Source organism: Streptomyces sp. NPDC101234, from assembly GCF_044767525.1.
GTDB classification, from domain to species: domain Bacteria; phylum Actinomycetota; class Actinomycetes; order Streptomycetales; family Streptomycetaceae; genus Streptomyces; species Streptomyces sasae.
Genome location: NZ_JBIWOA010000001.1, coordinates 462,232 through 487,453 on the forward strand (window position 1 = coordinate 462,232; position 25,222 = coordinate 487,453).

19 protein-coding genes are annotated in these 25,222 nt (G+C 73.7%); 14 read left to right on the plus strand and 5 right to left on the minus strand.

What is annotated here, in order from left to right:
- Positions 1-40: 40 nt before the first annotated feature.
- A complete protein-coding gene (locus tag ACIRR9_RS02235; RefSeq protein ID WP_403746656.1) occupies positions 41-1,054 on the plus strand; it encodes a 4-hydroxy-3-methylbut-2-enyl diphosphate reductase in 1,014 nt (337 codons plus the stop codon).
- A gap of 97 nt (positions 1,055-1,151) precedes the next feature.
- Positions 1,152-1,901, plus strand: coding sequence for a polyphosphate--glucose phosphotransferase (ppgK, locus tag ACIRR9_RS02240; protein WP_123974444.1), 750 nt, complete (start codon positions 1,152-1,154; stop codon positions 1,899-1,901).
- A 51-nt stretch (positions 1,902-1,952) separates the two neighbouring features.
- Here the strand turns inward: ppgK and ACIRR9_RS02245 are convergent, their stop codons facing one another.
- Entirely contained in the window at positions 1,953-2,486 is a 534-nt protein-coding gene (locus ACIRR9_RS02245) for a DUF6542 domain-containing protein (RefSeq protein ID WP_403746659.1), read from the minus strand.
- Between the two features lie 208 nt (positions 2,487-2,694).
- On the opposite strand from ACIRR9_RS02245, the gene ychF reads away from it, so the two are divergent.
- Positions 2,695-3,783 carry a redox-regulated ATPase YchF gene (ychF, locus tag ACIRR9_RS02250; protein WP_403746662.1) on the plus strand — a complete coding sequence of 363 codons (1,089 nt, stop codon included), beginning with the start codon at positions 2,695-2,697 and terminating at the stop codon, positions 3,781-3,783.
- Positions 3,784-3,901: 118 nt separating this feature from the next.
- Here the strand turns inward: ychF and ACIRR9_RS02255 are convergent, their stop codons facing one another.
- The gene (locus tag ACIRR9_RS02255; protein WP_403746665.1) at positions 3,902-7,222 is read right to left on the minus strand and encodes a choice-of-anchor D domain-containing protein; all 3,321 of its coding nucleotides are present in this window, start codon (positions 7,220-7,222) and stop codon (positions 3,902-3,904) included.
- A gap of 473 nt (positions 7,223-7,695) precedes the next feature.
- On the opposite strand from ACIRR9_RS02255, the gene ACIRR9_RS02260 reads away from it, so the two are divergent.
- The 11 genes from ACIRR9_RS02260 (at position 7,696) to ACIRR9_RS02310 (ending at position 20,987) form a co-directional block, all read left to right on the plus strand.
- Positions 7,696-8,385, plus strand: coding sequence for a hypothetical protein (locus ACIRR9_RS02260; protein ID WP_365344439.1), 690 nt, complete (start codon positions 7,696-7,698; stop codon positions 8,383-8,385).
- Entirely contained in the window at positions 8,382-8,690 is a 309-nt protein-coding gene (locus ACIRR9_RS02265; protein WP_365344441.1) for a hypothetical protein, read from the plus strand. The genes ACIRR9_RS02260 and ACIRR9_RS02265 overlap by 4 nt, the downstream gene beginning before the upstream one ends.
- A 37-nt stretch (positions 8,691-8,727) precedes the next feature.
- Positions 8,728-9,885: a hypothetical protein gene (locus tag ACIRR9_RS02270; protein WP_403746669.1), complete on the plus strand. Its 1,158-nt coding sequence runs from the start codon at positions 8,728-8,730 to the stop codon at positions 9,883-9,885.
- Positions 9,886-9,963: 78 nt separating this feature from the next.
- The gene (locus tag ACIRR9_RS02275; protein ID WP_403746672.1) at positions 9,964-10,461 is read left to right on the plus strand and encodes a phage baseplate assembly protein V; all 498 of its coding nucleotides are present in this window, start codon (positions 9,964-9,966) and stop codon (positions 10,459-10,461) included.
- Positions 10,461-10,787: a hypothetical protein gene (locus ACIRR9_RS02280; protein ID WP_403746675.1), complete on the plus strand. Its 327-nt coding sequence runs from the start codon at positions 10,461-10,463 to the stop codon at positions 10,785-10,787. The genes ACIRR9_RS02275 and ACIRR9_RS02280 overlap by 1 nt, the downstream gene beginning before the upstream one ends.
- A gap of 3 nt (positions 10,788-10,790) precedes the next feature.
- Positions 10,791-11,147 (plus strand): GPW/gp25 family protein, encoded by a 357-nt coding sequence (locus tag ACIRR9_RS02285; protein ID WP_403746678.1) that lies wholly within the window; start codon positions 10,791-10,793, stop codon positions 11,145-11,147.
- A gap of 1 nt (position 11,148) precedes the next feature.
- On the plus strand, positions 11,149-13,755 hold the full coding sequence (locus ACIRR9_RS02290; RefSeq protein ID WP_403746681.1) for a putative baseplate assembly protein: 2,607 nt from the start codon (positions 11,149-11,151) through the stop codon (positions 13,753-13,755).
- Positions 13,752-16,226 carry a putative baseplate assembly protein gene (locus ACIRR9_RS02295; RefSeq protein WP_403746684.1) on the plus strand — a complete coding sequence of 825 codons (2,475 nt, stop codon included), beginning with the start codon at positions 13,752-13,754 and terminating at the stop codon, positions 16,224-16,226. Before ACIRR9_RS02290 ends, ACIRR9_RS02295 begins: the two co-directional genes overlap by 4 nt.
- Positions 16,223-18,340 carry a hypothetical protein gene (locus tag ACIRR9_RS02300; RefSeq protein ID WP_403746686.1) on the plus strand — a complete coding sequence of 706 codons (2,118 nt, stop codon included), beginning with the start codon at positions 16,223-16,225 and terminating at the stop codon, positions 18,338-18,340. The genes ACIRR9_RS02295 and ACIRR9_RS02300 overlap by 4 nt, the downstream gene beginning before the upstream one ends.
- Before the next feature lie 78 nt (positions 18,341-18,418).
- Positions 18,419-20,362, plus strand: coding sequence for a DUF6519 domain-containing protein (locus tag ACIRR9_RS02305; RefSeq protein WP_403746689.1), 1,944 nt, complete (start codon positions 18,419-18,421; stop codon positions 20,360-20,362).
- 37 nt (positions 20,363-20,399) lie between these two features.
- Entirely contained in the window at positions 20,400-20,987 is a 588-nt protein-coding gene (locus ACIRR9_RS02310; RefSeq protein WP_123974412.1) for a hypothetical protein, read from the plus strand.
- Here ACIRR9_RS02310 and ACIRR9_RS02315 read toward each other — a convergent pair.
- The 3 genes from ACIRR9_RS02315 to ACIRR9_RS02325 are packed head-to-tail and all read right to left on the minus strand — an operon-like array spanning position 20,891 to position 25,216.
- On the minus strand, positions 20,891-21,136 hold the full coding sequence (locus ACIRR9_RS02315) for a hypothetical protein (RefSeq protein ID WP_403746692.1): 246 nt from the start codon (positions 21,134-21,136) through the stop codon (positions 20,891-20,893). The genes ACIRR9_RS02310 and ACIRR9_RS02315 overlap by 97 nt on opposite strands.
- On the minus strand, positions 21,133-23,172 hold the full coding sequence (locus tag ACIRR9_RS02320; protein ID WP_403746695.1) for a hypothetical protein: 2,040 nt from the start codon (positions 23,170-23,172) through the stop codon (positions 21,133-21,135). Before ACIRR9_RS02320 ends, ACIRR9_RS02315 begins: the two co-directional genes overlap by 4 nt.
- 16 nt (positions 23,173-23,188) lie before the next feature.
- Positions 23,189-25,216, minus strand: a complete 2,028-nt coding sequence (locus ACIRR9_RS02325) for an ATP-binding protein (RefSeq protein WP_403746697.1) — start codon at positions 25,214-25,216, stop codon at positions 23,189-23,191.
- Positions 25,217-25,222 lie beyond the last annotated feature (6 nt).

Sequence of the window (25,222 nt, forward strand, 5' to 3'; positions counted from 1 at the left end):
CACCCGGACGCGATCTCGACGCCCCGGACGCGGCCTTACGATGGGTGCCATGACTGCTTCGCCTGGCCGCCGTGTCCTGCTCGCCGCCCCCCGTGGCTACTGCGCGGGTGTGGACCGCGCCGTGATCGCCGTCGAGAAGGCCCTCGAACAGTACGGGGCCCCGATCTACGTCCGGCACGAGATCGTCCACAACAAGTACGTCGTGCAGACCCTGGAGAAGAAGGGCGCGATCTTCGTCGAGCGGACCGAGGAGGTCCCGCCGGGGAACATCGTGATGTTCTCCGCGCACGGCGTCGCCCCCGTCGTCCACGAGGAGGCCGAGCGCGGCCGCCTCGCCACCATCGACGCCACCTGCCCGCTGGTCACCAAGGTCCACAAGGAAGCGGTCCGCTTCGCCAACGAGGACTACGACATCCTCCTGATCGGGCACGAGGGCCACGAGGAGGTCATCGGCACCTCCGGCGAGGCCCCCGACCACATCCAGCTGGTCGACGGCCCCGGCGACGTCGCCAAGGTCGAGGTCCGCGACGAGTCCAAGGTGGTCTGGCTCTCCCAGACCACCCTCTCCGTGGACGAGACCATGGAGACGGTCGACGCCCTGAAGGAGAAGTTCCCGCAGCTCATCTCCCCTCCCAGCGACGACATCTGCTACGCCACGCAGAACCGCCAGCTCGCCGTGAAGCAGATGGGCGCCGAGGCCGAGCTGGTCATCGTGGTCGGCTCCCGCAACTCCTCCAACTCCAAGCGGCTCGTCGAGGTCGCCAAGCTGGCCGGCTCCCGCGAGGCCTACCTGGTCGACTTCGCGAGCGAGATCGACGAGGCCTGGGTGGAGGGCGTCACCACGGTCGGTGTCACCTCGGGAGCCTCCGTCCCGGAGGTCCTGGTCGAGGAGGTCCTGGAGTGGCTCGCCGAGCGCGGCTACGGCGATGTCGAGATCGTCAAGGCGGCCGAGGAGTCGATCACCTTCTCGCTGCCCAAGGAACTCCGCCGTGACCTGCGCGAAGAGGCGGCCACCCTGGTCGCCGAGCGCGGCGGGACCGGCGCCGGGGCGTGAAGCCGGTCGTACGACGGTGTGACCGCGGGCCGTACGACGGTGTGGCCGCGGGCCGACCGGCGTCGTGACTGTCAGTCGTACGACGTAACGTGGAGCCATGCAGATCTTCGGCGTGGACATCGGTGGTTCCGGGATCAAGGGCGCTCCTGTGGACCTGGACAAGGGCGACCTGGCCCAGGAGCGCTGCAAGGTGCTCACCCCGCATCCGGCGACGCCCGACGGCGTCGCCGACGGGGTCAAGCAGGTGGTCGACCACTTCGGGTGGCGGGGCCCGGTCGGGCTCACCTTCCCGGGCGTGATCTCGGACGGCACCCATATCCGCACGGCGGCGAACGTCGACAAGAGCTGGATCGACACCGACGCGCGCACGCTGTTCAGCGAGCGGCTCGGCGGCCTTCCGGTGACCGTCGTCAACGACGCGGACGCGGCCGGCGTGGCCGAGATCGAGTTCGGGGCCGGCCGCGGCCGCAGGGGTGTCATCCTTCTGCTGACCTTCGGCACCGGCATCGGCAGCGCCCTGTTCGTGGACGGCGAGCTGGTCCCCAACACCGAGCTGGGCCACCTGGAGCTGGACGGCCACGACGCCGAGAAGAAGGCCTCCAGCAAGGCCAAGGAGGACAACGACCTCAGCTGGGAGCAGTGGGGCGGCCGAGTGAACAAGTACCTCGCGCACGTCGAGATGCTCTTCACCCCGGACCTGTTCATCATCGGCGGCGGGGTGAGCCGCAAGGCCGAGAAGTTCCTGCCGTACCTGACGGGCGTGAAGGCCGAGATCGTGCCGGCCCAACTGCAGAACAACGCGGGCATCGTGGGCGCGGCGATGCGAGCGGCGCTCCACGCCAGGTAGCCGGGACCGGCCCCTGCGCCGACAGCGGATCAGACTCTGCGCCGGCGGCGATCAGACTCTGCGCCGGCGCCGGATGATCCGGGCCCGGCGGACGAGGACGATCGCCCCGGCGACCAGCGTCCCGCCGTAGAGCCAGCCCGCCTGGGTGGACAGGCCCGTCACCAGGCCCATCAGGCCACCCAGGAAGCCTCCGCCGCCGTCGGCGACGGTCAGCAGGCCGGCGGCGAAGGCGATCGGCACGACCACGGGGGCGGTCAGCAGATCGCCCCCGCGCACCCACAGCGCGGTCAGCGCCGCCACCGGCAGGAACAGCACGCCGTACACCGTCAGGGACGCCCCGAGGAGCAGGTCGTCCAGGAAGCCGAGCAGGAACATCGCGGCCGCGCAGAACAGGCCGCCGCCGAGTCCGGTGAGCCGGGGGTTCGGGAGCTGTCGGGGCGGTGCCGCCGGTGCCGGACGGGACATTCCGGGGGCGGGCCGCCGCTCGGCCGTCGCCGGCCGCCGTCCGGCCTGCGGCGGCAGGGGCGCGCGGGGCGCGCCGCGGCGCGGTCCTTGCTGTCGGGGACGGGTCCTGTGCTGCTCCATTGGACCAACTTAGGTCGGTTAATGTGCCGAATCGGGGCCCAGACACGCCGAAAGCAAGCCGAAGAGCAGAGTTGTCACAGAGCTTGTCCAGGTGTTCGACGCGGCCGCCGGCCCGGGCCCCGAACCCCGTAAACTGGTGGATCGGCCGGCCCGCCGGCACTGGCAGCCCCCCCGGCTCACTCACCCACTCACTACGGGAAGTCGCAACGTGTCGCTCACGATCGGAATCGTCGGCCTGCCCAATGTCGGCAAGTCGACCCTGTTCAACGCCCTGACCAAGAACGACGTGCTGGCGGCCAACTACCCGTTCGCCACGATCGAGCCCAACGTGGGTGTGGTCGGCGTCCCCGACGCCCGTCTTGCCCAGCTGGCGTCGATCTTCAAGTCGGAGCGCATCCTCCCGGCCACGGTCGACTTCGTCGACATCGCGGGCATCGTGCGCGGCGCCTCCGAGGGCGAGGGCCTGGGCAACAAGTTCCTCGCGAACATCCGTGAGTCCGACGCGATCTGCCAGGTCATCCGCGCCTTCAAGGACGAGAACGTCGTGCACGTCGACGGCAAGGTCTCGCCGAAGGACGACATCGAGACGATCAACACCGAGCTGATCCTCGCCGACCTCCAGACCATCGAGAAGGTCCTCCCGCGCCTCCAGAAGGAGTCGCGGATCAAGAAGGACGTGGCTCCCAAGGTCAAGTCCGTCGAGGAGGCCAAGGAGATCCTGGAGAAGGGCGACACGCTGTTCTCCCAGGGCATCGTCCAGGGCTCGGAGCGTGCCGAGCTCCTCCACGACCTGCACCTGCTGACCACCAAGCCGTTCCTCTACGTCTTCAACGTCGACGAGGACGAGCTGACCGACGACACCTTCAAGGCCGAGCAGCGCGCCCTGGTCGCCCCCGCCGAGGCGATCTTCCTCAACGCCAAGCTGGAGCAGGACCTCGCCGAACTCGACGAGGAGGACGCTCTGGAGCTCCTGGAGTCGGTCGGCGCCGAGGAGCCCGGCCTCGCCACCCTCGCCCGCGTCGGCTTCGACACCCTCGGCCTGCAGACCTACCTCACGGCCGGCCCCAAGGAATCCCGCGCCTGGACCATCAAGAAGGGCGCCACGGCCCCCGAGGCGGCCGGTGTGATCCACACCGACTTCCAGAAGGGCTTCATCAAGGCCGAGGTCATCTCCTTCGCCGACCTGGTCGAGACCGGCTCCGTCGCCGAGGCCCGCGCCAAGGGCAAGGCCCGCATGGAGGGCAAGGACTACGTCATGCAGGACGGGGACGTGGTGGAGTTCCGCTTCAACGTGTGAGCGAGCGCGACAACATCGCGTTGGCAGAAGCGGCGTACGGGTTCTGAGGACGGACGCACGGGCGGCGCGGCACCCTTCCCGGGTGTCGCGCCGCCCGTCGTTCCCCGGGGTGGCGGGCTCAGACGAGGGAGTTGTAGACCTTCCAGCCGGGCCCGGCGTTGACGCGCGCCGCGTACGGTGTGGCGGCGTTGCCGGTGCCCCGGTAGAGCCACAGCGTCCCCGTGGTGTCGCGGGCCAGCAGGTCGGCCCTGCCGTCGCCGGTGACGTCGCGCGGTCCGGCGAACGCGTTGTAGGTGTTCCAGCCGCCGCTGATCAGCGTGCGGGCGGCGAAGGGGGTGGTGGTGTTGCCGGTGCCGCGGTACAGCCACAGCCTGCCCGCGGTGTCGCGGGCGACCAGGTCGGCCCTGCCGTCACCCGTCACGTCGCCCGCGCCGGTCAGCGTGTTGTAGGTGTTCCAGCCGCCGCTGATCAGGGTGCGGGTGGTGAAGGGGGTGGTGGTGTTGCCGGTGCCGCGGTACAGCCACAGCCTGCCCGCGGTGTCGCGGGCGACCAGGTCGGCCCTGCCGTCGTTGGTGAGGTCGCCCGTGCCGGTCAGCGAGGTGTAACCGCCCCAGCCCGGCCCGACCTTCCTTCGGGCCGCGAACGGAGCCGCCGCCTTTCCGGTCCCCTGGTACAGCCACAGCGTGCCCGTGGCGTCGCGGGCCACGACCGAGCCGCTGCCGTCCGACATCACCCGCGAGACGCTGGTGATCAGGTTGTACGTGTTCCAGCCGGGGCCGACACTGAGGCGCTTCGCGAGTGGCGCCGCCGGCACGCCCGTGCCGTGGTACTGCCACAGCACCCCGGAGGTGTCCCGCGCCAGCAGCGTGCCGAGCTGGGCCGGCGGCGGAGCGCCCGTGCCGCTGACCGTCTCCAGCATCGCGCCCTGCCCGGCGTCGCCGGTGATCTCATAGGACGCCGACCAGGTGCCGACGACGGCCGGCGAGAAGGTCACGGTCTGCCGCACGCTCTGCTCGGGACCGATGACCAGGCCCTCGGGCAGCGGGTCGGCGCTGGTGAACACGCCGGCCGGCGCCTTCGCCTTGGTGATCGTGACCGGAACGTTCCCGGAGTTGGTGATGGTGAACGCCTTGGTGACCGACGTGCCGCGGGTGACCCCGCCGAACGCCAGCGACGGGGGAGTGAGCAGCAGGTGCCCCTGGCCGCTGATCGCGTTGCCCTCGATCGGGATGGTCAGCGTGCCGCTGGTGCTCGTCAGCGTGAGCGACGAGGAGTACTGGCCGGTGGCCGTGGGCGCGTAGCCGACGCGGAGCACGACCGAGCCCTGGGCCGGGACGACCGTCGGGTCCGCCGGGTCGGCGTTCGGCAGGTTGTCCGCGCTGAACGGCCCGGTGGGCGAGGCGATGGAGGTGATGGTCTCCGGCTCGGTGCCGGTGTTGGTCACCTGGACGTTCGCGGTGGCCGCGGTCCCCGTCGGCTGGTTGTCGAAGGACACCGTGCCCGGGAACGCGGCCAGGCCGGCCCTGGTCCCGACGCCGTGCAGGCTCAGCGCGAACGTGCCCGCGTCCGTGGCGACGGTGAGCGTGCCGCTCGCGCCCAGGACCGCGGTCGGCCTGAACGTGACCGGTACGGTCAGCTGCCCGCCGGCCTGGACCGAGGCCGGCAGCGACGAGGTGTCCGCGGTGAACGGGCCCTCGACGCTCACCGACCTGATCGCCAATGCCTTGGACGGGTTCTGGTTCTCCGTCAGGACGACGTCGGTGCTCGCCGTGTCGCCGACCTGCGCCGTCCCGAAGTCGACCGGCCCGCCCTTGAGCGGGCTGCCCACCGGGTTGCCGTACGCGTAGACCTTGCCGTCCCGTGTCCCGACGAAGACCTGGTTGCCGTCGGTCGCCGGGACGGCGAACTTCGGCGCGGTGCCGATCGGCGCGGACCACACCAGCTGCAGGACGCCGTTCGCGTCCGGCACCGGGTCGTAGGCGCGCAGCTGGGCGTTGACGCCCGTCGGGCCGCCCGACCACACGACCCACACCAGGGCGCTGCCCGAGCGCGTCCCGTCCGAGGTGACCACCGGCGAGCCGCTGGTGTAGGGGAAGGAGTCCTGGCTCGCGCCCGCGACGCTCAGCGCCGGGTCGCCCTTGGCGGTCACGCCGCGGTGCAGCGCCGTGAGTGAGCCGCCGTTGCCGACGACGTACACGTAGCCGCCGTCACCGCCCCAGACCGCGGGGTGGCCCCACTGGCCCTTCAGCGGTCCGGTGACGCCGACGACCGCGTCCGTCGCGCCGGGGCCCTGCGAGCGCCCGCCGAGGTGGTCGCGGTCCAGCAGGAACACCCGGCCGTCCTTGCCCTGCTGTACCAGCAGATGCGGGTGGGAGGAGGTGCCGAAGCCGTCCGGCAGGCCCACCGGGCCGCCGGAGGCCAGGTCGGTGTCGAGCTGGTCGAGCGTCGGCGCGTTGGACGGGCTGAAGAAGTCCGCGGCCTTCAGGCTCTGGTCGGGCTGCACCTGGAGCCGGACCACGGACTCCGCGAGCGTGCCGGGCGGCGAGGTGCCCGGGCCGGGCGCCGGGCTGACGCCGTTGCCGGTGGCCACGAAGATCCGGCCGGGACCGTCGGAGACCAGCCCGCCGCCGGACTGCCAGATGCCGGCGCCGCTGTTGCTGGCGCCGGTCTCCGCCGCCCACATCGACGTCACCGAGGGCGAGGTGGTGCTGACGCCGACCACGTAGCCGCGGTACGGCTTGGCGTCGCAGTGCCCGCCGAAGCCCGCGTACACGACCCCGTCGAGCAGCAGCAGCCCCGGCCGCTGCATCTCGTACGCGGGCAGGAACGACTGGCTCGGGTCGTTGGACGCCGAGCCCTGGATCGTCACGGGGAAGCCTTGCTTCTCCGCGCCGGTGACCGGGTCGAGGGCGTGCATGTACCAGTGCGGGTTGAGCGCGTTCGGGCCGTCGCCGACCTTGGTCGTCAGGTAGACCGCGCCGGTCGCCGGGTCGTACACCGGCGTGCCGGTGCTGCCGACGTTCGGCGCCAGGTCACCGCAGCTGAGCGTCGCGGCCGGCCACGCGGGCCCGAAGTTCCGCTGCCACAGCACGGCGCCGGTGGTCCGGTCCAGGCCGTAGGCCACGTTGTTCTCGGTGACCGCCACCACCGTGGCGCCGACCACGATCGGCTGCGCGTAGATCTGCCCGTCCAGCTGGGCCGGGGCCTTCCACAACTGCCCGAACGACGACGACCGTACGTCCGCCGCGCTCAGGCCTGCCTCACCCTGGTCCCAGCCGGTCCGCAGCGAGTCCACCGACCCGGTGGTCTCGCTGGCCCGCGCCTGCGAGACTCCCACGCCGATCAGCCCCCCGGCCGTCAGCGCGCCCGTCACCGCGAGCACCAGCCCGCGCCACCCGGCCCGTCTCTTCCGTATGCCGCCGCGTCTGTCAGCACCCACGACGAAAACCCCCTCCGATGCCCGGCACATGAAGCCCCCGCGACCGCGCTCCCCACGCGACCGCCCTCCCTCGAACCGCCCGGCGCCTCAGGCGGCCTCCTCATACGGAAGGACGCGGCGCGCGGTCGCGGTCCGCGCATCAAACCACACAATCCACCCCATGTGACCTGCTTGCACCTGCTCTCTCGCGCAGCCTCTCGCGATGCGCATGCGGACAACTCCCGTACCGCGCAATGCCATCCGCGGTTCACCTTCGGGTGGCGGGTGGCGGGTGGCGGGTGGCGGGTGGCAGCCTCCGGCGTCGGGCCGAGGGTTCGCGCTCACCGCGCCACATCAAGGGGTCGTCGTCACCCCGGAGCAGGTGGGTGATCTCTGCCGCGGCGAGGGGCGTGACGGTGCTGTGACGCCGGAGTGACGGGGGCCGGTCACCATCGCCGTATGCGGATCAGCAGTGGTGGGGGAGGCGGGTGCCGGTGACTGGTGTGACGGATGCCCCGCGAGCCCTGCGAGGCGCACTGGTCGCGGTGGACGAGAACAACCCCGTGGCCTCCACGGTGGTGTTCCAGTACAACCCGGAGGAGATGACCCGTCGGCTGCGGGCGCGATCGGCCGCCGGGACGGACGTCGACACGAACGGCGGGGCCCGCGACGAGGCGCTGCGGCTGGACGGCGCGCCGATCGAGACGATCTCGCTCGCCGTGGAGCTGGACGCCAACGACCGGGCGGCCGCGGAGGATCCGGCGGCCGCGCTGCTGGGCGTGTATCCGCAGCTCTCGGCCCTGGAGATGATGCTGTACCCGAAGAGCGCGGCCGTTCTCGCGAACGACGCGCTCGAACTGCTGGGCACGATCGAGCTGGTGCCGCAGCAGGCGCCGCTGACGCTGTTCGTCTGGGGCCCGGGCCGGGTGCTGCCGGTGCGGCTGAGCGGCTTCTCGATCGCGGAGCAGGCCTACGACGCCGATCTGACCCCGCTGCGTGCCCGGGTGGATCTGGAGCTGCGGGTGCTGTCCTACAGCGATCTGCCGGTCACCGACCCGGGGTACCACCTGTTCCTCGTCCATCAGGTCGCGAAGGAGGCGCTGGCCGTGCTCGGCAGCGTCTCGGCGCCCCTGCGGCTGGGAGCCCTGGCGGCCGGCGTCAGCACCGCCGGAGCGGCACGGTGATCGATCCCGCGAGCCGCTACGCCACCACCGAGATCGCGACGGCCCAGGTTCCCGACCCCTCCGGCGGCACCCGCGAGGTGCGCTGTCTGCGCCGCAGGTTCCTGCCACCGCCCGGCGGCTCTCAGACGCTCGCGCTGCACACCGTGGCCCGCGGCGACCGGCCGGACCTGGTGGCGGCCGCGTACCTCGGCGATCCCACGCTGTTCTGGCGGGTGTGCGACGCCGCCCTGGTCATCCACCCGGACGAGCTCACCGCCGACGACCGGATCGGCGGGACCGTCCGCGTCCCCTTTCCGCAGCCGTGATCCGCGGGCCGCGGCGGGCACGAGGGGAGGGCCGGGCATGCTGTCGGGCAGTACGAGGCTGACGGTGCTTCTCGGGCCGTCGGTGCCCGTTCCCGCTCCCGCGCAACTGGTGCGGTGCATCGAGGAGGTCCGGGTGACGTCCTCCGCCGATGCCCGGTCCGGTTTCCAGCTGGTGCTGGGCGCCGGACGGGACCGCGGTACCGGCCTGGTCGACTTCCCGCAGCTGAGCGGCGGCCGGCTGCGGGCTTTCGACCGCGTGGTCCTGATCGTCACGACGGGCGGCCGGCCGCTGGTCCTGATGGACGGGGTCATCACCCACCGCGAGCTGACGCCGGGTACGGTCCCGGGCTCGACGCGGCTCACGGTCACCGGCGAGGACGTCAGCGTGATGATGGACCTGGAGGAGAAGTCGGCCGCGTACCCCGCCCAGGACGAGGCGGCCATCGCGACCCGGCTCATCCTCGGCTACCCCCGGTACGGCCTGGTGCCCAAGGTGATCCCGCCACCGGTGGTCGACCCGCCGCTGCCGATCGACCGGATCCCGGTGCAGCAGGGCACCGACCTGGCCTACCTGACCGCGACGGCCCGGCGGTTCGGCTACGTCTTCTACGTCACCCCGGGTCCGGCACCGCTGGTCAACACCGCCTACTGGGGGCCGCTCAGGCGCGTCGGACCGCCGGCCCCCGCCCTGTCGGTCGGCCGCGGTCCGGCCGCCAACGTGCAGCAGATCACCTTCCGGAGCGACCCGCTGGCCCCGGTCCAGGTCTCCGGGTCCGTCCTCGACCCGCTCAGCGACACCGTGCTGCCGGTGCGCGGGGCCGGCAGTCTGCGGCCACCGCTGGCCGCCGCGCCCGACTGGGCGGTGAACCGGCCGAACGTGCGCACCGTGGCCTTCCGCGAGAGCGGACCGGGCGCGGTGCAGGCGGCCGCCCGTGCCCAGGGCACGGCCGAGGCGTCCAACGACGCGATGGTGGCCACCGGGACGCTGGACACCCTGCGCTACGGGACGCTGCTGACCGCGGGCGGCCTGGTGGGCGTACGCGGGGCGGGGTGGGAGCACGACGGGCTGTACTACGTGCGGCAGGTCACCCACGCCCTCGCCCGCGGCCGGCACACCCAGCAGTTCACGCTGTCCCGCGAGGGCACCGGGAGCACCGTGCCGCTGCTGCCACCGCCGTCCGGGGCGGGGCGGTGAGGCGGTGACCGCGACGATCCGGAAGCGGGCCATGATCCACGGCGGCAGGGCCGCCGGCCGAACGCGGGAGGGTGCGCGATGAGCCGCTTCTACGGCAAGTACCGGGGGAAGGTGGCCGACAACGCCGACCCCAGACAGCTCGGCCGGGTGCAGGTCAGCTGCCCGGCCGTCCTGGGGGACGGCATCAGGGTCTGGGCGATGCCCTGCGTGCCCTACGCCGGGCCCGGGGTGGGCCTGTTCGCGCTGCCGCCGGTGGGCGCCGACGTGTGGGTGGAGTTCGAGGGCGGCGATCCGGACTACCCGATCTGGGCGGGCTGCTTCTGGAGCACGGGCCAGCTGCCCGTCACACCGGCGCTCGCGCAGAAGAAGGTGTTCCGCACCGACGGGGTGACCGTGACCGTGGACGACCTCTCCGGCTCCGGCGGGCTGACCGTCGTGGTCTCCCTGCCGCTGGTGCCCGCGGAGCTGCGGCTGGCCCTGACCGCCGACGGCATCGAGCTGACCAACGGCAAGTCCAGCGTGAAGCTGACCCCGGCCTCGGTGTCGGTCAACGACGGCGCCCTGGAGGTCGTCTGATGCCCGGCTACCTGCTGCACGCCGGTGCCACTGTGGCCTGCGCGCACACCGGCGAGGTGACGCCGGCGACCCCGCCCGGTACCCGTGTCAAGGTCGGCGGGTTCCTGGTGACCGTCGCCACCGACAAGTACACCGTCGTCGGCTGCCCGCTGCCCGCGCAGCCGGGCACCGGGCCGTGCGTCAGCGCGCAGTGGGCCGGTGGCGCGACCCGGGTGCGGGCCGGCGGCGTGCCGGTGGTGCTGTCCGGCAGCCTCTCGGTGTGCACGCCCACCGGCACCCCGCTGACCGTGCAGGTGACCGTCCAGCGCCGGGTACGGGGGGTGTGACCGGTGCACATCGGCTTTCCCTTCCGTGTCGACCACCGCGGCCGCACCGCGGGCGCCGACGACGAGGAGTACGTTCGCGGGCTGATCGAGCAGGTGCTGTTCACCGCGCCCGGCGAACGCGTTAACCGGCCGGACTTCGGCAGCGGCCTGCGGCAGTTGCTGTTCCAGCCCGCCTCCGGGGAACTGGCCACGGCCACCCGGGCGCTGGTGCAGGCGGCGCTGCAGCAGTGGCTGGGAGCCGAGATCGCGGTGCAGGCCGTCGACGTCGTCGCCGACGACGCCACCGTCCGGGTCACCGTGCAGTACCGCACCCGCAGCGCGCCCGCCCCCGTCACCGCCGTCATCACCCGGGCGGCCTGACATGACGTCCGACATGGCCACCCCGGTGTACGGCGCCTCCGGCGGGTACGACACCTCCGGCGGGTCCGGCGGGTCCGGCGGGTCCGGCGGGTCCGGCGGGTCCGGCGGGTCCGGCGGGTCCGGCGGGTCCGGCGACGCGACGGGGCTGCGGCTCGCGGCGGTCCGCGCGGACGGCAGGTTCAACGCGTTCGAGGGCCTGGAGGTGGACGACGGGCATCCGCCGCAGGTGCCGCCCCAGCGGACCCTGCTGGTGCGCTGCCTGCGCCCGGTGCCGGCCGGTCTCGACGCCGGCTCGCTCACCGTCGTGGGCGGTGTCCGCGGGGACCGGACGCTCAACCCGGTGCCGGTGGTGTGGGCGCTGCCCGCGAGCGGCCTCGCCGCCGCCCAGGTCACCGGCCCGGACGGGACCGCGGACCCGGACGGGACCGCGGACCCGGACGGGCCCCCGGACCCGGACCGGGTCACGGCCGGCGATGTCGCGGCCTTCGCGGGGCTGCCCGACCCCGACCGGCTGCTGGTGGTGCGCACCGGCTCCTCCGGCGACTTCTCCCCGTACGCCCTGGTGCTCGCCGACCCGCAGCGGTACGGCTTCGACCCGCGGCTCTCCCGGGTGCCGTTCACCTTCAAGGTGGACTGCCCGGCCGACCTCGATCCGCGCCCGCCGCGCACCGTCCCGGCGGTGCCCGCGCCCGTGCCGGCCGCCGACTACCTCAGCCGCGACTACGCCGGGCTGCGCCGGCTGCTGCTGGACCGGCTGTCACTGCTGCTGCCCGGCTGGAGCGACCGCAGCCCGGCCGACCTCGGCATCACGGTCATGGAGATCCTCGCCTACCTCGGCGACCAACTCGCCTACGCCCAGGACGCGGTGGCCACCGAGGCCTACCTCGGCACCGCACGCCGCCGGGTGTCGGTGCGCCGCCACGCCCGGCTGCTGGACTACCCGATGCACGACGGGGCCGCCGCCCGGGTCTGGCTCGCCCTGGACGCCGACCCGGGCGCGGACGGCACCGCGTTCCCGGCCGGCACGGAGGCCGGCGCGGCGGACGGCGGCACCGATGCCGTCTTCCGCACCCTGCACCCGCTGACCGCCCGCACCGCCCGCAACGCCGTCGACCTGTACGCCTGGGGCGAGGAACGCGCCTGGCTGCCGGCCGGCGCCACCGGGGCGACCCTGGTCGGCACCCCTGCCGAACTCGGCCTGACCGCCGGTGACGTACTGGTCCTGCAGGAGGTGCTCGGCGACGACGGGAGCGCCGGGACGGCCGACCCGATGCGGCGTCAGGCGGTGCGCCTGGACGCGGACCCGGTCGCGGACACCGACCCGCTGACCGGCACCGAGCTGGTGCGGGTGAGCTGGTACCGGCAGGACGCGCCGCCGTTCCCGCTGCGACTGTGGCGGTTCCCGGACGGCGGTTCCGGCACCGTGGGGGCCGCAGTGGCCCGGGCCAACGTCGTGCTGGCCGAGCACGGCACCCTCGTCGGCCCCGAGCCGCTGGTTCCGGCCGAGGTCCCGGTGCGCGGCCGCTACCGGCCCCGGCTCGCGCGCCCCGGGCTCGCCCACGCCGTACCGTACGACCACCGGCAGGCGCTCGGCCGGCCGGCCGCCGAGGCTCTCGCCGTGGACCCGGCCCTGGCGTTGCCCGCGCTGGACGCGCTGCACGACGGGACGGGCCCCTGGACCGCGGTGCGCGACCTGCTGGACGCGGGCCCGTACGCCGCGCAGTGCGTCGTGGAGACCGAGGACGACGGACGGGCCTTCCTGCGCTTCGGCGACGGGGACTACGGCCGTGCCCCCGTCCCGGGGACGGCCTTCACCGCCGTCTACCGGACCGGTGGCGGCACGGCGGGCAACGTGGGCCGCGACACCCTCACCCGGCTGTCCGCGCCGCTCACCGGCGTCCGCGTCGGCAACCCGCTGCCGGCCGCGGGCGGCACCGACCCGGAACCGGTCGAGCAGGTCAGGCAATGGGCGCCGCAGGCCTTCCGGGTCCGGCAGCGGGCCGTCACCGACGCCGACTACGCCGAGGTGACGGGCCGTCTGGCGCAGGTGCGGCAGGCGGTCGCCGCCCGTCGCTGGACGGGCTCCTGGTACACCGAGACGGTCACCGTGGAGCGCGCCGACGGCCTGCCTGCGGACCGCGCGTTCCGGGCCGGGACCGCCGCGTACCTGGAGGACTACCGGATGGCCGGCGGGGACGTACGGGTGACCGCGGTCGTGCCGGTGTCGCTGGACATCGTCCTGACGGTGCACATCGCGCCCGGACAGCTGGGCAGCGACGTACGACGGGACCTGCTGGAGGTGTTCAGCGCCGGGCTGCGGGCCGACGGCACCCCCGGCTTCTTCCACCCCGCGAACCTCGCCTTCGGCAGGCCGGTCTATCTCAGCCACGTGGTCGCGGCCGCCTCGGCCGTCCCCGGCGTGCTCTGGGTCGACACCGACGACACCCCGCCCAGCCCCAACCGCTTCCGGCGCTGGGGACGGCCGGCCGCGGGCGAGCGGGCGGCCGGGCTGATCGCCATGGGCCGCCAGGAGGTCGCCCGCTGCATGAACGACCCCAGCCGGCCGGAGCACGGACGGATCGACTTCCTGCCGGAGGGCGGCGCGTGAACCCCGACGACACCACGGCGCCCGCCGCCCCCGCCCAGTCGTCCGCCGGCCCGGCGGGCCGCACCGGCCTGACCCACCGCGCCGGCACGCACGCCGAGGTGCTGGACCGCGCCCTGACCGCCCTGCGCCTGCGGCTGCCCGCCCTGACCGGGCAGGACACGGACGACCCCGCGGTCGCCCTGCTGGACGCCTGGGCCACGGTGGCCGACATCGTCACCTTCTACCAGGAGCGGATCGCGAGCGAGGGCTATCTGCGCACCGCCACCGAGCGCCGGTCGGTGCTCGAACTCGCCCGGGCGATCGGCTACGAACTCGCTCCCGGTGTCGCGGCCGCCACCTGGCTGTCCTTCACCGTCGAGGACGTCGTCGACCCCGGCGCCCAGGCCGTCGTCCCGGCCGGCACCCGGGTACAGAGCATCCCCGGCCAGGGCGAACTGCCCCAGACCTTCGAAACGGCCGAGGAGCTGACCGCCCGCGCCGAGCACAACGCGATACGACTGCGCCTGAGCCGTACGCAGCGGATCACCACCGGCGCCGCCCAGGTGCTGCTCGACGGGGTCACCACCGGCCTGCGCCCCGGCGACCCGCTGCTCGTCCGCCGCCCCGACGGCCAGCAGCCCTGGCAACTGCGGGTGCTGACCGAGGTCGAGCCGCACCCCGCCGACGCCTCCGGGAGCCCGGCGACCACCCTGGTCCGCTGGGACGAGCCGCTGGACCTGACCGACCCGTCCGCCACGGGCGATCCCGCGCCGGTGGAGGTGTACGCGTTCCGGCAGCGGGCGGCGGTCTTCGGCCACAACGCCCCGGACTGGCGGATCATGCCCGACACCGTCCGGCGCAACTACGCGCCCCCCGGCCCGGCGGACGGCGGTGAGGCGACCCCACTGCCCACCCAGTGGCCGGGGTTCGCGCTCGTCGACCCCGCCGACGGCGGCGAGCCGGTCCTCGAACTCGACGCGCCCTACCCCGAGGTGCTGCCCGGCTCCTGGCTGGTGCTGCGCGCCCCGGGCCTGGTGGAGCTGTACGAGGTCGTGACCGCGGACCCGTCCGCCGCCGCCGACTTCGGCCTGACCGCCACCACCACCCGGCTGCGGCTGCGCGGCTCCGGCCCGATCGCCCCCTTCGACCGCCGCACCACGACGGTCGACGCCCGCAGCGAGCGCCTCCGGCCGGCCGAGGAGCCGGTCACCGCACCGGTGACCGGGACCGGCCTGCTGCTGGACCGGCCGCTGGTACTGACCCGCGGCAGCACCGTGGTGGTGACCGGCAGCACCCCGGACGGCCGGTCCGTCACCCAGCCCGTGACCGTCGCCGGCAGCACCGCCACCGCCGACGGCACCCGGCTCACCCTCGCCGATCCGCTCACGCTGCCGCTCGATCCGGCCTCGGTGCGGGTGCTGGGCAACGTCGTCGCCGCCACCGCCGGGGAGAGCGTCACCGACGAGGTGCTCGGCAGCGGCGACGGCGCGAGGGGCAACCAGGGCTTCACCCTGCTGCGGGGGGACCTCACCCACACCACCGCGGCGGTGCCCGGCGGGGTACGCGACTCGCTGAGCGTCCGGGTCGACGACGTCGAGTGGACCGAGGCCGCCTCGCTGTACGAGCTGGGCCCCCACGACCGCGGGTACGTGGTCAGGATCGGCGACGACGGTTCCGTCGGCGTACTGTTCGGCGACGGCGAGCGCGGCGCCCGCCTGCCGTCCGGGCAGGACAACGTCCGGGCCGACTACCGCAGCGGCACCGGCCCCGCGGGCAACGTGGCCGCCGGGGCGCTCTCCCTGCTCCCGGTCCGGCCGCTGGGCATCCGGGACGTGACCAACCCCGTGCCCGCCACCGGCGGCACCGCCCCCGAAGGGCCGGACGACGGCAGGACCGCCGCGCCGCTGTCGGTGCGCACCTTCGACCGGGTCGTCTCCCTCGACGACCACCAGGATTTCGCCCGTACCTTCGCCGGCATCGCCAAGGCCACGGCCACGGCCCTGCCGGGCGCGCGCCACCCCTTCGTGCACCTCACCGTGGCCGGCCCCGGCGGAGCGGACGTGCCCGCGGACACGCTCGCCGCCCTGCGCGCCGCACTGGACGCGGCCGGACGGCCACCCGGCCGGCTCGGGCTGGACACCTACCGGCCGCTCTCCTTCGCCGTCACCGTCGCCGTCCTGGCCGCCCCCGACCGGGAGTGGGAGCAGGTCGCCGACGCGGTGCGGGAGGCGCTGCGCACGGCCTACTCCTTCGACCGGGGCGACTTCGCCCGGCCCGTGCCCGCCTCCGGCGTGCTCACCCTGGTCCAGCAGGTGCCCGGCGTGCTGGCCGCTACCGTACGCGCGCTGCACCTCGTCGATGCCCCCGACGGTGACGCCGTCGCCGAGGTGCTCGTCGCGCGTCCCGCCCGCCTCGGCCGGACCGGGGTGCTCCCCGCCGAACTGCTGCTGGCCGACCCCGGCCGGATCACCGTGACGGAGCTGGTGCCGTGACCCCCGCCGACCCCGACCGCCCCGTCTACCGGCTGCTGCCCGAGGTCCACCGCAGCCGCGACGCCGAACTCGGCCACCCCCTGCGGTCCCTGCTGGAGGTGGTCGAGGAGGAACTGCTGCGCCTGCGCGAGGACATCGACGGGCTCTACGACAACTGGTTCGTCGAGACCTGCGCCGCATGGGTGCTGCCCTACCTCGCCGACCTGCTGGGGCCGGGAGACCTCACGGGCGGCCCCGGCGGCCCCGGCGGCGCGGTCCCGCGCCGTGCCCTGGTCGCCCACACCCTCGCCGACCGGCGGCGCAAGGGCACCCCCGGCGCGCTGGAGGACGCCGCCCGCGACATCACCGGCTGGCCGGTCCGGGTCGTGGAGTACTTCCGACTGCTGGGCACCACCCAGAACGTCAACCATCCGCGCCCCGGCGACACCCGCACCCCCGATCTGCGGGACACCGCGCGGCTGGCCCTCATCGGCACCCCCTTCGACCGGACCTCCCGCACCGTGGACGTCCGCCACGCCGACCGCCGGCGCGGCCGGCACAACATCGGCGTGGTCGGCCTGCACCTGTGGCGGCTCGCCGCCCATCCCTGCACCGGCGTGGACGCCCGGGCGGTGGACGCGGCGGCCGGCCGCTGGACGTTCGACCCGGCCGGGCGCGACCTCCCGCTGTTCGGCCGGCCACGTTCGGCCGCGGCCCCCGCCGAAGAGACCGACGCCCCGGCCCCGCTGCGCCGTCTGAGGCTGCATCAGGAACTGACGGCGCTCCGTGCCGGATCCCCGTCCACCTTGCTCGACGGACCCGACCCGCTGCTGACGGTCACGCTGCCCGACGGCCCGGTCGAGCCCGCCCGGCTGATCTGCGCCGACCTCACCGGCTGGGACCGCCCGCCCGCACCGTCCGACGGCGCGGCCCCGCAGGTCGCCGTCGACCCCGCACTCGGCCGGCTCACCCTGCCACCCGGCATCTCGCCGGAGCGGGTCCGCGTCGCCTACTCCTACGGCTCCCCGGGCAACCTCGGCGCCGGGCCGTACGACCGCCGGGCCACCCTGGCGGCCGCGCTCGCCGCCGCCGGCACCCCCTGGCCCGACGCGCCCGACTGGCAGATCGCCGTGAGCCGCGACCCGGCCGGTTCCGGCGACCCGACCGTGCCCACCGTCACCACCCTCGGCGCCGCCGTCACCGCCTGGAACGAGCGCCCCGACCCGCGCCCCGGACAGGTCGGCGTCATCGCCGTCCAGGACAGCGCCACCTACGACGAGGACCTCACCGGCCCCCGGCGCATCCTGATCCCGCCGGGCAACCGGCTGATCGTCCTGGCCGCCGCCGGACACCCCGCCGCCCTGGGCGCCTTCGGCCTGCGGCCGCACCTGACCGGCACCATCGAGGCGGCGGCCCCCGGCGGCCAGGTGGCGCAGCCGTCCCAGCTGGTCCTGGACGGACTGTCGGTCGAAGGCCGGATCACCGTCGCACCCGGGAACCTCGACAGCCTCGTGGTGTCCGGCTGCACCCTGGCCGGCGACCGCGCCGCCACCCTCCCCGACGGCGGCCTGATCTCGGCCGAGGCCAATCCGCGGCTGGCCGTACGGCTGCTGCGCACCGTCTGCGCCGGAGTCCGGCTGAACGACGTCCCCAGGCTGGATCTGGCCGACAGCATCCTCGGTCCCGGCGCCGGCGGGCTCGCGCTCGACGCGCAGCCGGCGGACGTCGGGATCGAGGCGAGCACCGTCCTGGGCCGCACCACCGCCCGCAGCCTGACGGTCAGTGACAGCATCCTGCGCGACCGCGCCGAGGTCGTCTGGCGCCAGCAGGGCTACCTGCGGTTCAGCTACGCGCCACCGGACTCCCGCGTCCCGCGCCGCTACCGCTGCCAGCCCGCCGACGACGCGGCGGCCGGCCGGGTCGCCCCGGCCTTCGACACCCTCGACCCGGCCGCGCCCGGCTTCGGGCGGCTCGCCGCGCGCTGCCCCGCGGAGATCGCCGAGGGCGCGGAGAACGGCGCGGAGATGGGCGCGTACCGCTTCGTGCGGCAACCGAGGCGGCTGGCCGACCTGGCCGGCCGCCTCGACGACCACCTGCGGTTCGGCCTGGAGGCGGGTGTCTTCCTTGCGGACTGAGCGGACTGAGCGGACTGACCGGAACGACCGGACTGAGCGGATCGAGCGGACTGAACGGTCCACGGCGGAGGTACAGCGATGAAGGGCGACTTCACCCGGCGGACGTTCCGTCCCGGCAACCACTACCGCGGCGTGCTGCTGCAACAGGGCCGGGTCGCGCTCGACGCCGACTGGAACGAGCAGCTGGACATCCAGCTGCACCTGGACGAGACCACCGCCCGGGACACCGTCGGCGTCCACGGCGGCCCCAAGGACGCGGCCGGCTTCGCGATCACCACCCCCGACGGCGGCACCCCGGCCGCCACTCCCGGCGCGGACCTGACGCTGTCCGCCGGGCGGTACTACGTCGACGGTGTGCTGTGCGAGATCGACGCCCCGGTGCCGCTCGCCGCCCAGCCCGAGCTGCCCGGCGTCCCGCTGCCCACCGGCGACGGCCGCTACGTCGCCTGTCTCGACGTGTGGCGCGAACACCTCACCGCTCTGGAGCGCCCCGAACTGCGCGAGGTCGCCCTCGGCGGCCCCGACACCGGCACCAGGAGCCGTACCGTCTGGCAGGTGCGGCTGGAGCCGGCCCCCGACCCCGAGGCGGTGCCCGCCGACGTCGCCGCGCCATGGGCACCGCGGGACAGCCTGCCGTCCGGGCGGCTGCGGGCCCGCGCCGAGCCCGACGCCACCGCCACGACCCCGTGCGTCATCCCGCCCTCGGCCGGCTACCGCCGCCTGGAGAACCAGCTGTACCGGGTCGAGATCCACGAAGGCAGCGAAGGCGTCCCGTCCTTCGTCTGGTCCCGCGACAACGGCTCGGTGGCCGCCCTGGTGGTACGTCTGACCACGGACGGGACCGCCACCACCCTGGCGATCGACACCCCCGCCCCTGACGAACGGCTCGGCTTCGCCAAGGGCGACTGGGTGGAGGTCTGCGACCTGGCCCGCACCCGGCGCGGCGAACACGGCTTCCTGGGCCGCCTCGACGAGGCCGACGGCACCACGCTGCACGTGGCGGAATGGAGCGGCCCCGCCCCGGCCGACGGGGACCTCGCCGACCCGGTCGTCGTACGGCGCTGGGACTCACCCGGTGCCGTGCCCGTCGGCAGCGGGTGGGTCGTCCTGGAGGACGGCGTACAGGTCGAGTTCGAGGACGACGCGTGGCACCGCACCGGCGACCACTGGCTGATCCCGGCCAGGACCGCCGCCTGGGAGGACGCCGACCTCGACCCGGATCTCGCCGGCACCGTGGAATGGCCCCGCGACCCCGACGGCACGCCGACGTTCCAGCCCCCGGACGGCGTCGAGCACCACACCGCCGCCATCGCCCTGCTCGACCTCAACGACGGCGCCTGGACCAGGACATACGACTGCCGGGCGCTGTTCACCCCGCTCGCCGAGACACGCCCCGACCCGTCCTCGCCGCCCTTCGCCCCCGGCCTGCACGTCGTGGACGTCCGGCTCACCGGCGCCGGCCGGGAGCTGCGCAACGACACCGGGATCAGCCATGGGGACCTGCTGGGCGGCCTGGCCGTGCTGCTGGACGGCCCGCCCGTCCCGGTGGTGACCACCGGCCGTCCGGTGCTCACCGTCACCATGGACCTGCCGTTCCCGTTGTCGTCCGCCGACCGCACCGACTGGCACCTGCCTCCCGGCACCGTCCTCGGCACCCAGCCGGTGACCCTGGCCGGCCGCACCGCCATCACCGGACAGCAGCTCACTTGGGAGCCGGCCGCCCCGCTCCACGACTGGCTGGACCAGCTGGCGATCCAGCTGCTCAACGGCGCGCTGGCCGACCGGCTCTACTGCCGTCTCACCGTCAGCGGCCGCGCCCTGGTCCACGCGGCCGACCCCGAACGGGTCCTCAACGGGCTGGCGCTGCCCCGAATCCGCCCCGAGGACGGCGGTACCGACCTGCTGCTGCCGACCGTGGACGACGTGCGCGGCGCCGACTTCACCAGCTGGTTCTGGGTGCAGCTTTCCCCCGACGGCGCGGTGTTCGACGCCTCGTCGTTCGACGAGCGAGTTTTCCAGTGATCTGCCGATGGCGGCGAGCCGATGAGGAGACACAGCGATGACGCTTGACCAGAACCTGGCCGACAAGGCCCCCGGCGACCCGGTACGGTCCGCCGACTGGAACGACATCGCCGCAGCCGTACTGCGGCACGAGACCGGCAAGCTCGACCTCTCGGGCGGCACGGTGACCGGCCCGCTCACGGCGCAGGGCGGGCTCACCGCACCGGCGCTGAGCAGCCAGTCCCTCGGCGTGCAATTGCTGAAGCCGGACAACGGGCAGTGGGGTTTCGACTTCAACGCGTCCACGGCCACGATGATCAGCGGGCAGATCCAGTTCCAGACGCCGGCCACCCTGCTGCTCATCGGCCATGGCCACGCCAGCACCACGGACCCGAACCACCCCCTGATCCTGCACGTCATGGTCGACGGAGCCATCACCAACAAGGAAGGCACAGCGGAGTGGGGAGTCGGCTTTGTGGCCCTTCCGGGAGGAGCCACGACGTGGGTACCGGCGACCACGATCGGCTCCGCCCAGGTGACCGCAGGCAGTCACACCGTGCAGTTCGCGGCCACCGGCGGTGCCTTCGGAGCGACGGCGTCCCTGCACGGGCCCACACTGTGGGTGATCCGGCTGGGCGCCGGCTGAGCGGCGTCCGCGAACGCCGGGTGGTCACGCAGCGCGGCCAGCAGCGCCGGCGCCAGGGCCTCGACACGCCCCTCGGCGACGGCGCGCACGGTCGCCTCGTCCACCTCCACGACCAGGGTGTCGATGGCGACGGTCACTTCGGTGGTCACGGTGTCGTCCCTCCGGTCCCGGCGACGGTGGATTGCTTGGGGAAGGCCCGGCCGAACTGTGTGTTGTGCTCCTGGCGCCTGGCCTTGAGGATGGTCTCGCGGTGTTCCTCCAGCTCCAGGTTGGCGATCTCCTCATCGAGTGACTCCTTGTCGAAAAGCGCGTTTCTGAGTGTGCTGCGGGAGACGGACTCCGCGTCGCTCTTCTTCAGAATCGCGCCCTCACCGTGCCCGGAGCGGCTTCCTGCGAAAGTCGTGGCGAAGGGCAGCGCGTTCCGGAAGTTCTGGTACTCCCGAACCGCCGTGGCGACCACCCCTCCGGGGTCGCTCGTCTTGCGCAACTGCTTCACCGCGGCCGCGAACCTGTCCTTCGCCGCTTGCATCCGGGCCGCGGTGAGGTCGCGCTCCTCGCCGGGCAGCAACCCCAGAAGTCCCGCGGCGGGGGACGAGTCGCACTCCTTGAGCATGTCCTTGAGTTCGGTCCTCACCTGCGCCTTGTTCATTCCGCCCAGGCGTTGGAGGGTGGCGCGTTTTTCCAGCTCCCAGGCGGTGACGTGGCTGCCCTCGCTGCCGGAGAAGGGCGACTCGGGACGGCCGGAGATCTTCAGTTGGAGAGCGCCGGAGGAGAAGTCGGCCGTGACGGTCAGTGGCTTGTGGGTGCGCACGACGGGGGTGGGGTCGAACCCGTACCTCCCTATCCAGCTCATCCACTTCTGTAGTTGCTCCTGCACCTTGTCCTGGTGTCCGCTGAACCACTTGACCCGTGCCTGCCACGCCTGGGTCGCGGCGTGGTCGTAGGACCCCGTCGTCGACTGACGCTTGTACTGCGCTTCGTTCTTTCCGTCCTTCTTTTTCGCCTTCGCCAACTCCGTGTCCAGATAGCCCTTCAGGTGGTCGGTGATCGCCTTGGCGCCTTTGGCCGCGTCGCCGTCCGGACCGACCAGCCCCGCTGCCCGCAGCGACAGGGGAGCCCAGCGGGAGACCTCGTCCAGGAGGGTCGCGACGACCGCGGCGAACGTGGCCTCGGCGGTGTCAGGGTCGTAGAGCGGCACCGCCCTGGCCGGCCCGGTGCCGAAGTCGTAGACCTCCGCCTGCGCGCTCAGCTCGTCCAGCAGCCTGGCGGTGTCGACCAGCTTCCAGGCGGCGAACCCCATCTCCTGGCGGGTGGACTCGTGAACCGTGAAGTCCTTGGGAGCGGACCGCAGAAGCGCATCGTGCCGAGCCAGCCGGGGGGCGTACGTTCCCTCCGCGGCTCCGGGAGCGGGACCCGGGATCGCGGCGAAAGGCAGAGTGTTGCGCCAGACCAGGAAGTCCTTGAGGGCTTTGTCGAGGCCCTGTTCGTTCGTGGCCGAGCCGAGGCTGTCCTTCAGATTCCGCGCGGCGATGCTCCGCACCGACACGTCCGTGTACTGCATGGTGCGCAGAGCCTCGTCGGCCGGCGGATCGAGAGTGGTCAGCGGCGCCTTGTCCAGGTGTCCGACCACGGCCTTCAGCCGTCCGATCGCCTCGGTGGCATCGGCCGAGCCGCTCAGGTTCGCCTGGACGGCCCGGTCGACGGCCGTCCAGGACACGGTGTGGGCGCCTTCGCGCCCGTTCCTGAACTGCTTCAGCGGTCTGCCGCTCAGGCTCAGCTCCTTGGCCGGCCAGTCCCAGGACGGATGGAGATCACCATGTGCCCAGGCGCGTGTCTCCTCGGCGGAGGGCGGCTTCCGCTTCTTGCTGGCGGATGGGTCCTTTTCGGCAGTGTCCTCCCGTTTCCGTTTGACCGCCCCCTCCGTGTCCATGGAGTCCGTGGAGCCCGTGGAGAGGGTGAGGCTCAGCGATGGCGAGGTCGTCTTCTCCGTGTCCATGGAGTCCGTCGTGGGGGTGAGGCTCAACGACGGCGAGGTCGTTCCGTCCACGCCCGTGGAGACCTTGGAGAAGGTGACGCCGTTCGGTGGCGAGGACGGCACCGATCGCTTGCCCGTGACCTTTCGGCGGCCTGCGGTCCAGTCCACCCCCCTGGCCCCGTACTTGCGTGCCTTCTTGTCCTTGGGCATCAGCGATCCCCTCCACTCACCGCGCCGTCCATCCGGTCAACTCCGCACCGGTCAGCGGGCGTTCCAGCTTGGCGTACTCGGTGCGGGCCGCGGCCAGCAGGTGGTCCATGCCCACCGGGCGGCCCGCGTCGGCGGCGAGGAAGGCGGCGCCGAGGGCGATGTTGCGGATCGTGCCGCCGGAGACGGACAGCCGGGCCAGGGCCGCCGGATCGAGGCCCTCGGCGGGCGTCCGCTCGGGGAAGACGCGCTGCCAGATCTCCTCGCGGGCGGACGCGTCCGGGAACGGGAAGGGGACCGTGAACCGCAGCCTGCGCAGGAACGCCGGGTCGAGGGAGTCCTTGAGGTTGGTGGTCAGGACGGCCAGCCCCCGGTAGGCCTCGATGCGCTGGAGCAGATAGCCCACCTCGATGTTGGCGTGCCGGTCGTGGCTGTCCTTGACCTCGCTGCGTTTGCCGAAGAGCGCGTCGGCCTCGTCGAAGAGCAGGACGGCACCGCCGGCTTCGGCGGCGTCGAAGACCCGGCTGAGGTTCTTCTCGGTCTCGCCGACGTATTTGTCGACCACCTGACTCAGGTCGATGCGGTACAGGTCGAGCCGTAACTCGCCCGCGATCACCTCGGCGGCCAGCGTCTTGCCGGTGCCGCTGGGCCCGGAGAACAGCGCGGCGGTGCCCAGGCCCCGGCCGCTGCGGGCGGCGAAGCCCCAGTCCTCCCAGACGGTGAGCCGGTGCCGTACGTGGGCGGCGATCTGTCGCAGCACCCGCACCTGGGTGGCAGGCAGCACCAGGTCCTCCCAGCGGGCGCGGGGCTCGATCCGCTCGGCCAGGCCGTTCAGGGCGGGCCGGGCCTGGCGGCGGCACGCGTCCCACAGCCGCACCCCGGTGCCGTCCGGGTCCGCCGCCGTACCGTCGGCCGGCGGCGGAACCTGCCCGGCCACGGCGGCCACGGCGTCCGCGTCCAGGTCGAACTGACCGGCGGCCATGTCGATCCAGCGGTCCAGGCCCGCGGCGGCCGGGCCCAGAGCCTGCCGCCAGACGGTACGCAGTTCGTCCGCCGAGGCGCGGCCGACCGCCACCCGGACGGGACGGCGCGGCCCCGGCCCGTCCAACGGCTCACGTGCGGTCACCACCACGGGCGCCGCCAGCCGGCCCGCCAGGTCCAGCGCCGCCCGGCCGCACTCGGGCACCGCGTCGTCCACGTCGATGATCCAGCCGGTCCCGGCCAGGACCGACTCCCGTTCGCACAGCCGCGCCAGCCGGTCCCGCGCCACCGGGTCGGCCGGCAGATCCGCCGCCCGCAGACAGACCGGGCGCAGCCCCGCCGACCGGTACGCCGCAGCCGCGGTATGCCGCAGTCCGGCCCGCCGGCGACCGTGCACCAGCACCGGCACCGCCTCCGGCGCCCCTTCGGCCGACCAGATCGCCGCCACGGCCCGCGCCGCCTCCCGCAGCGCGGGGGACAGCGCCTCGGGCTCGGCCAACGGGGCGATGTACGGTTCGAGTTCGGGGTCGAGGTAGGAGACACCGACCAGCGCGTGCAGGATCCGTTCCTCGACGTACAGGGCGCTCGTCGTGGGGATGTCGGGATGGGCGAGCCGCAGCAGCGGTGTCCGGCGCAGCGGGCCCGCCGGGCTGAGGGCGTTCCACTGCGCCCCGGGCAGCTTGGCCAGGGCCAGGGCGAAGGTCGCATAGGTGCGCGAACCGTCGCCCTGCGCCTGCGCGCAGACGTGCGCGAAGGGCGTGTCGAGCGTGGGGCCCGCGGCGAGCAGCAGCACGTCCCGCTCGAACGGCGACAGGCCGAAGCCGTCCGCGATCCGGTCCAGCGCGGGCGGCTCGGACATGGCACGCCGCACCCGGTTGCGGGCGCTCTGGGCCTTCCGCAGCGGCGCGGGATCGTCGTCGTCGAGCCGGCAGCGCAGGGCCTCCAGGGCCGCGACCAGATAGCGGTGGTTGGCCGACAGCCAGGCATCGGTGGGTTCGGTGGGTTCGGTGGGTTCGGTGGGTTCGGTGGGTTCGGCGGGCCCGGTGGGCCCGGTGGGCTCGGTCATCGGCCG

Excerpts from the sequence above, each read along its gene's own strand:
- ACIRR9_RS02320 (WP_403746695.1), bottom strand. The coding sequence starts at position 23,172 with ATGCCCAAGGACAAGAAGGCACGCAAGTACGGGGCCAGGGGGGTGGAC.
- ACIRR9_RS02325 (WP_403746697.1), bottom strand. The coding sequence starts at position 25,216 with ATGACCGAGCCCACCGGGCCCACCGGGCCCGCCGAACCCACCGAACCC.
- ACIRR9_RS02310 (WP_123974412.1), top strand. The coding sequence starts at position 20,400 with ATGACGCTTGACCAGAACCTGGCCGACAAGGCCCCCGGCGACCCGGTA.
- ACIRR9_RS02275 (WP_403746672.1), top strand. The coding sequence starts at position 9,964 with ATGAGCCGCTTCTACGGCAAGTACCGGGGGAAGGTGGCCGACAACGCC.
- ACIRR9_RS02270 (WP_403746669.1), top strand. The coding sequence starts at position 8,728 with ATGCTGTCGGGCAGTACGAGGCTGACGGTGCTTCTCGGGCCGTCGGTG.
- ACIRR9_RS02290 (WP_403746681.1), top strand. The coding sequence starts at position 11,149 with ATGACGTCCGACATGGCCACCCCGGTGTACGGCGCCTCCGGCGGGTAC.
- ACIRR9_RS02280 (WP_403746675.1), top strand. The coding sequence starts at position 10,461 with ATGCCCGGCTACCTGCTGCACGCCGGTGCCACTGTGGCCTGCGCGCAC.
- ppgK (WP_123974444.1), top strand. The coding sequence starts at position 1,152 with ATGCAGATCTTCGGCGTGGACATCGGTGGTTCCGGGATCAAGGGCGCT.
- ACIRR9_RS02305 (WP_403746689.1), top strand. The coding sequence starts at position 18,419 with ATGAAGGGCGACTTCACCCGGCGGACGTTCCGTCCCGGCAACCACTAC.
- ACIRR9_RS02235 (WP_403746656.1), top strand. The coding sequence starts at position 41 with ATGGGTGCCATGACTGCTTCGCCTGGCCGCCGTGTCCTGCTCGCCGCC.
- ACIRR9_RS02245 (WP_403746659.1), bottom strand. The coding sequence starts at position 2,486 with ATGGAGCAGCACAGGACCCGTCCCCGACAGCAAGGACCGCGCCGCGGC.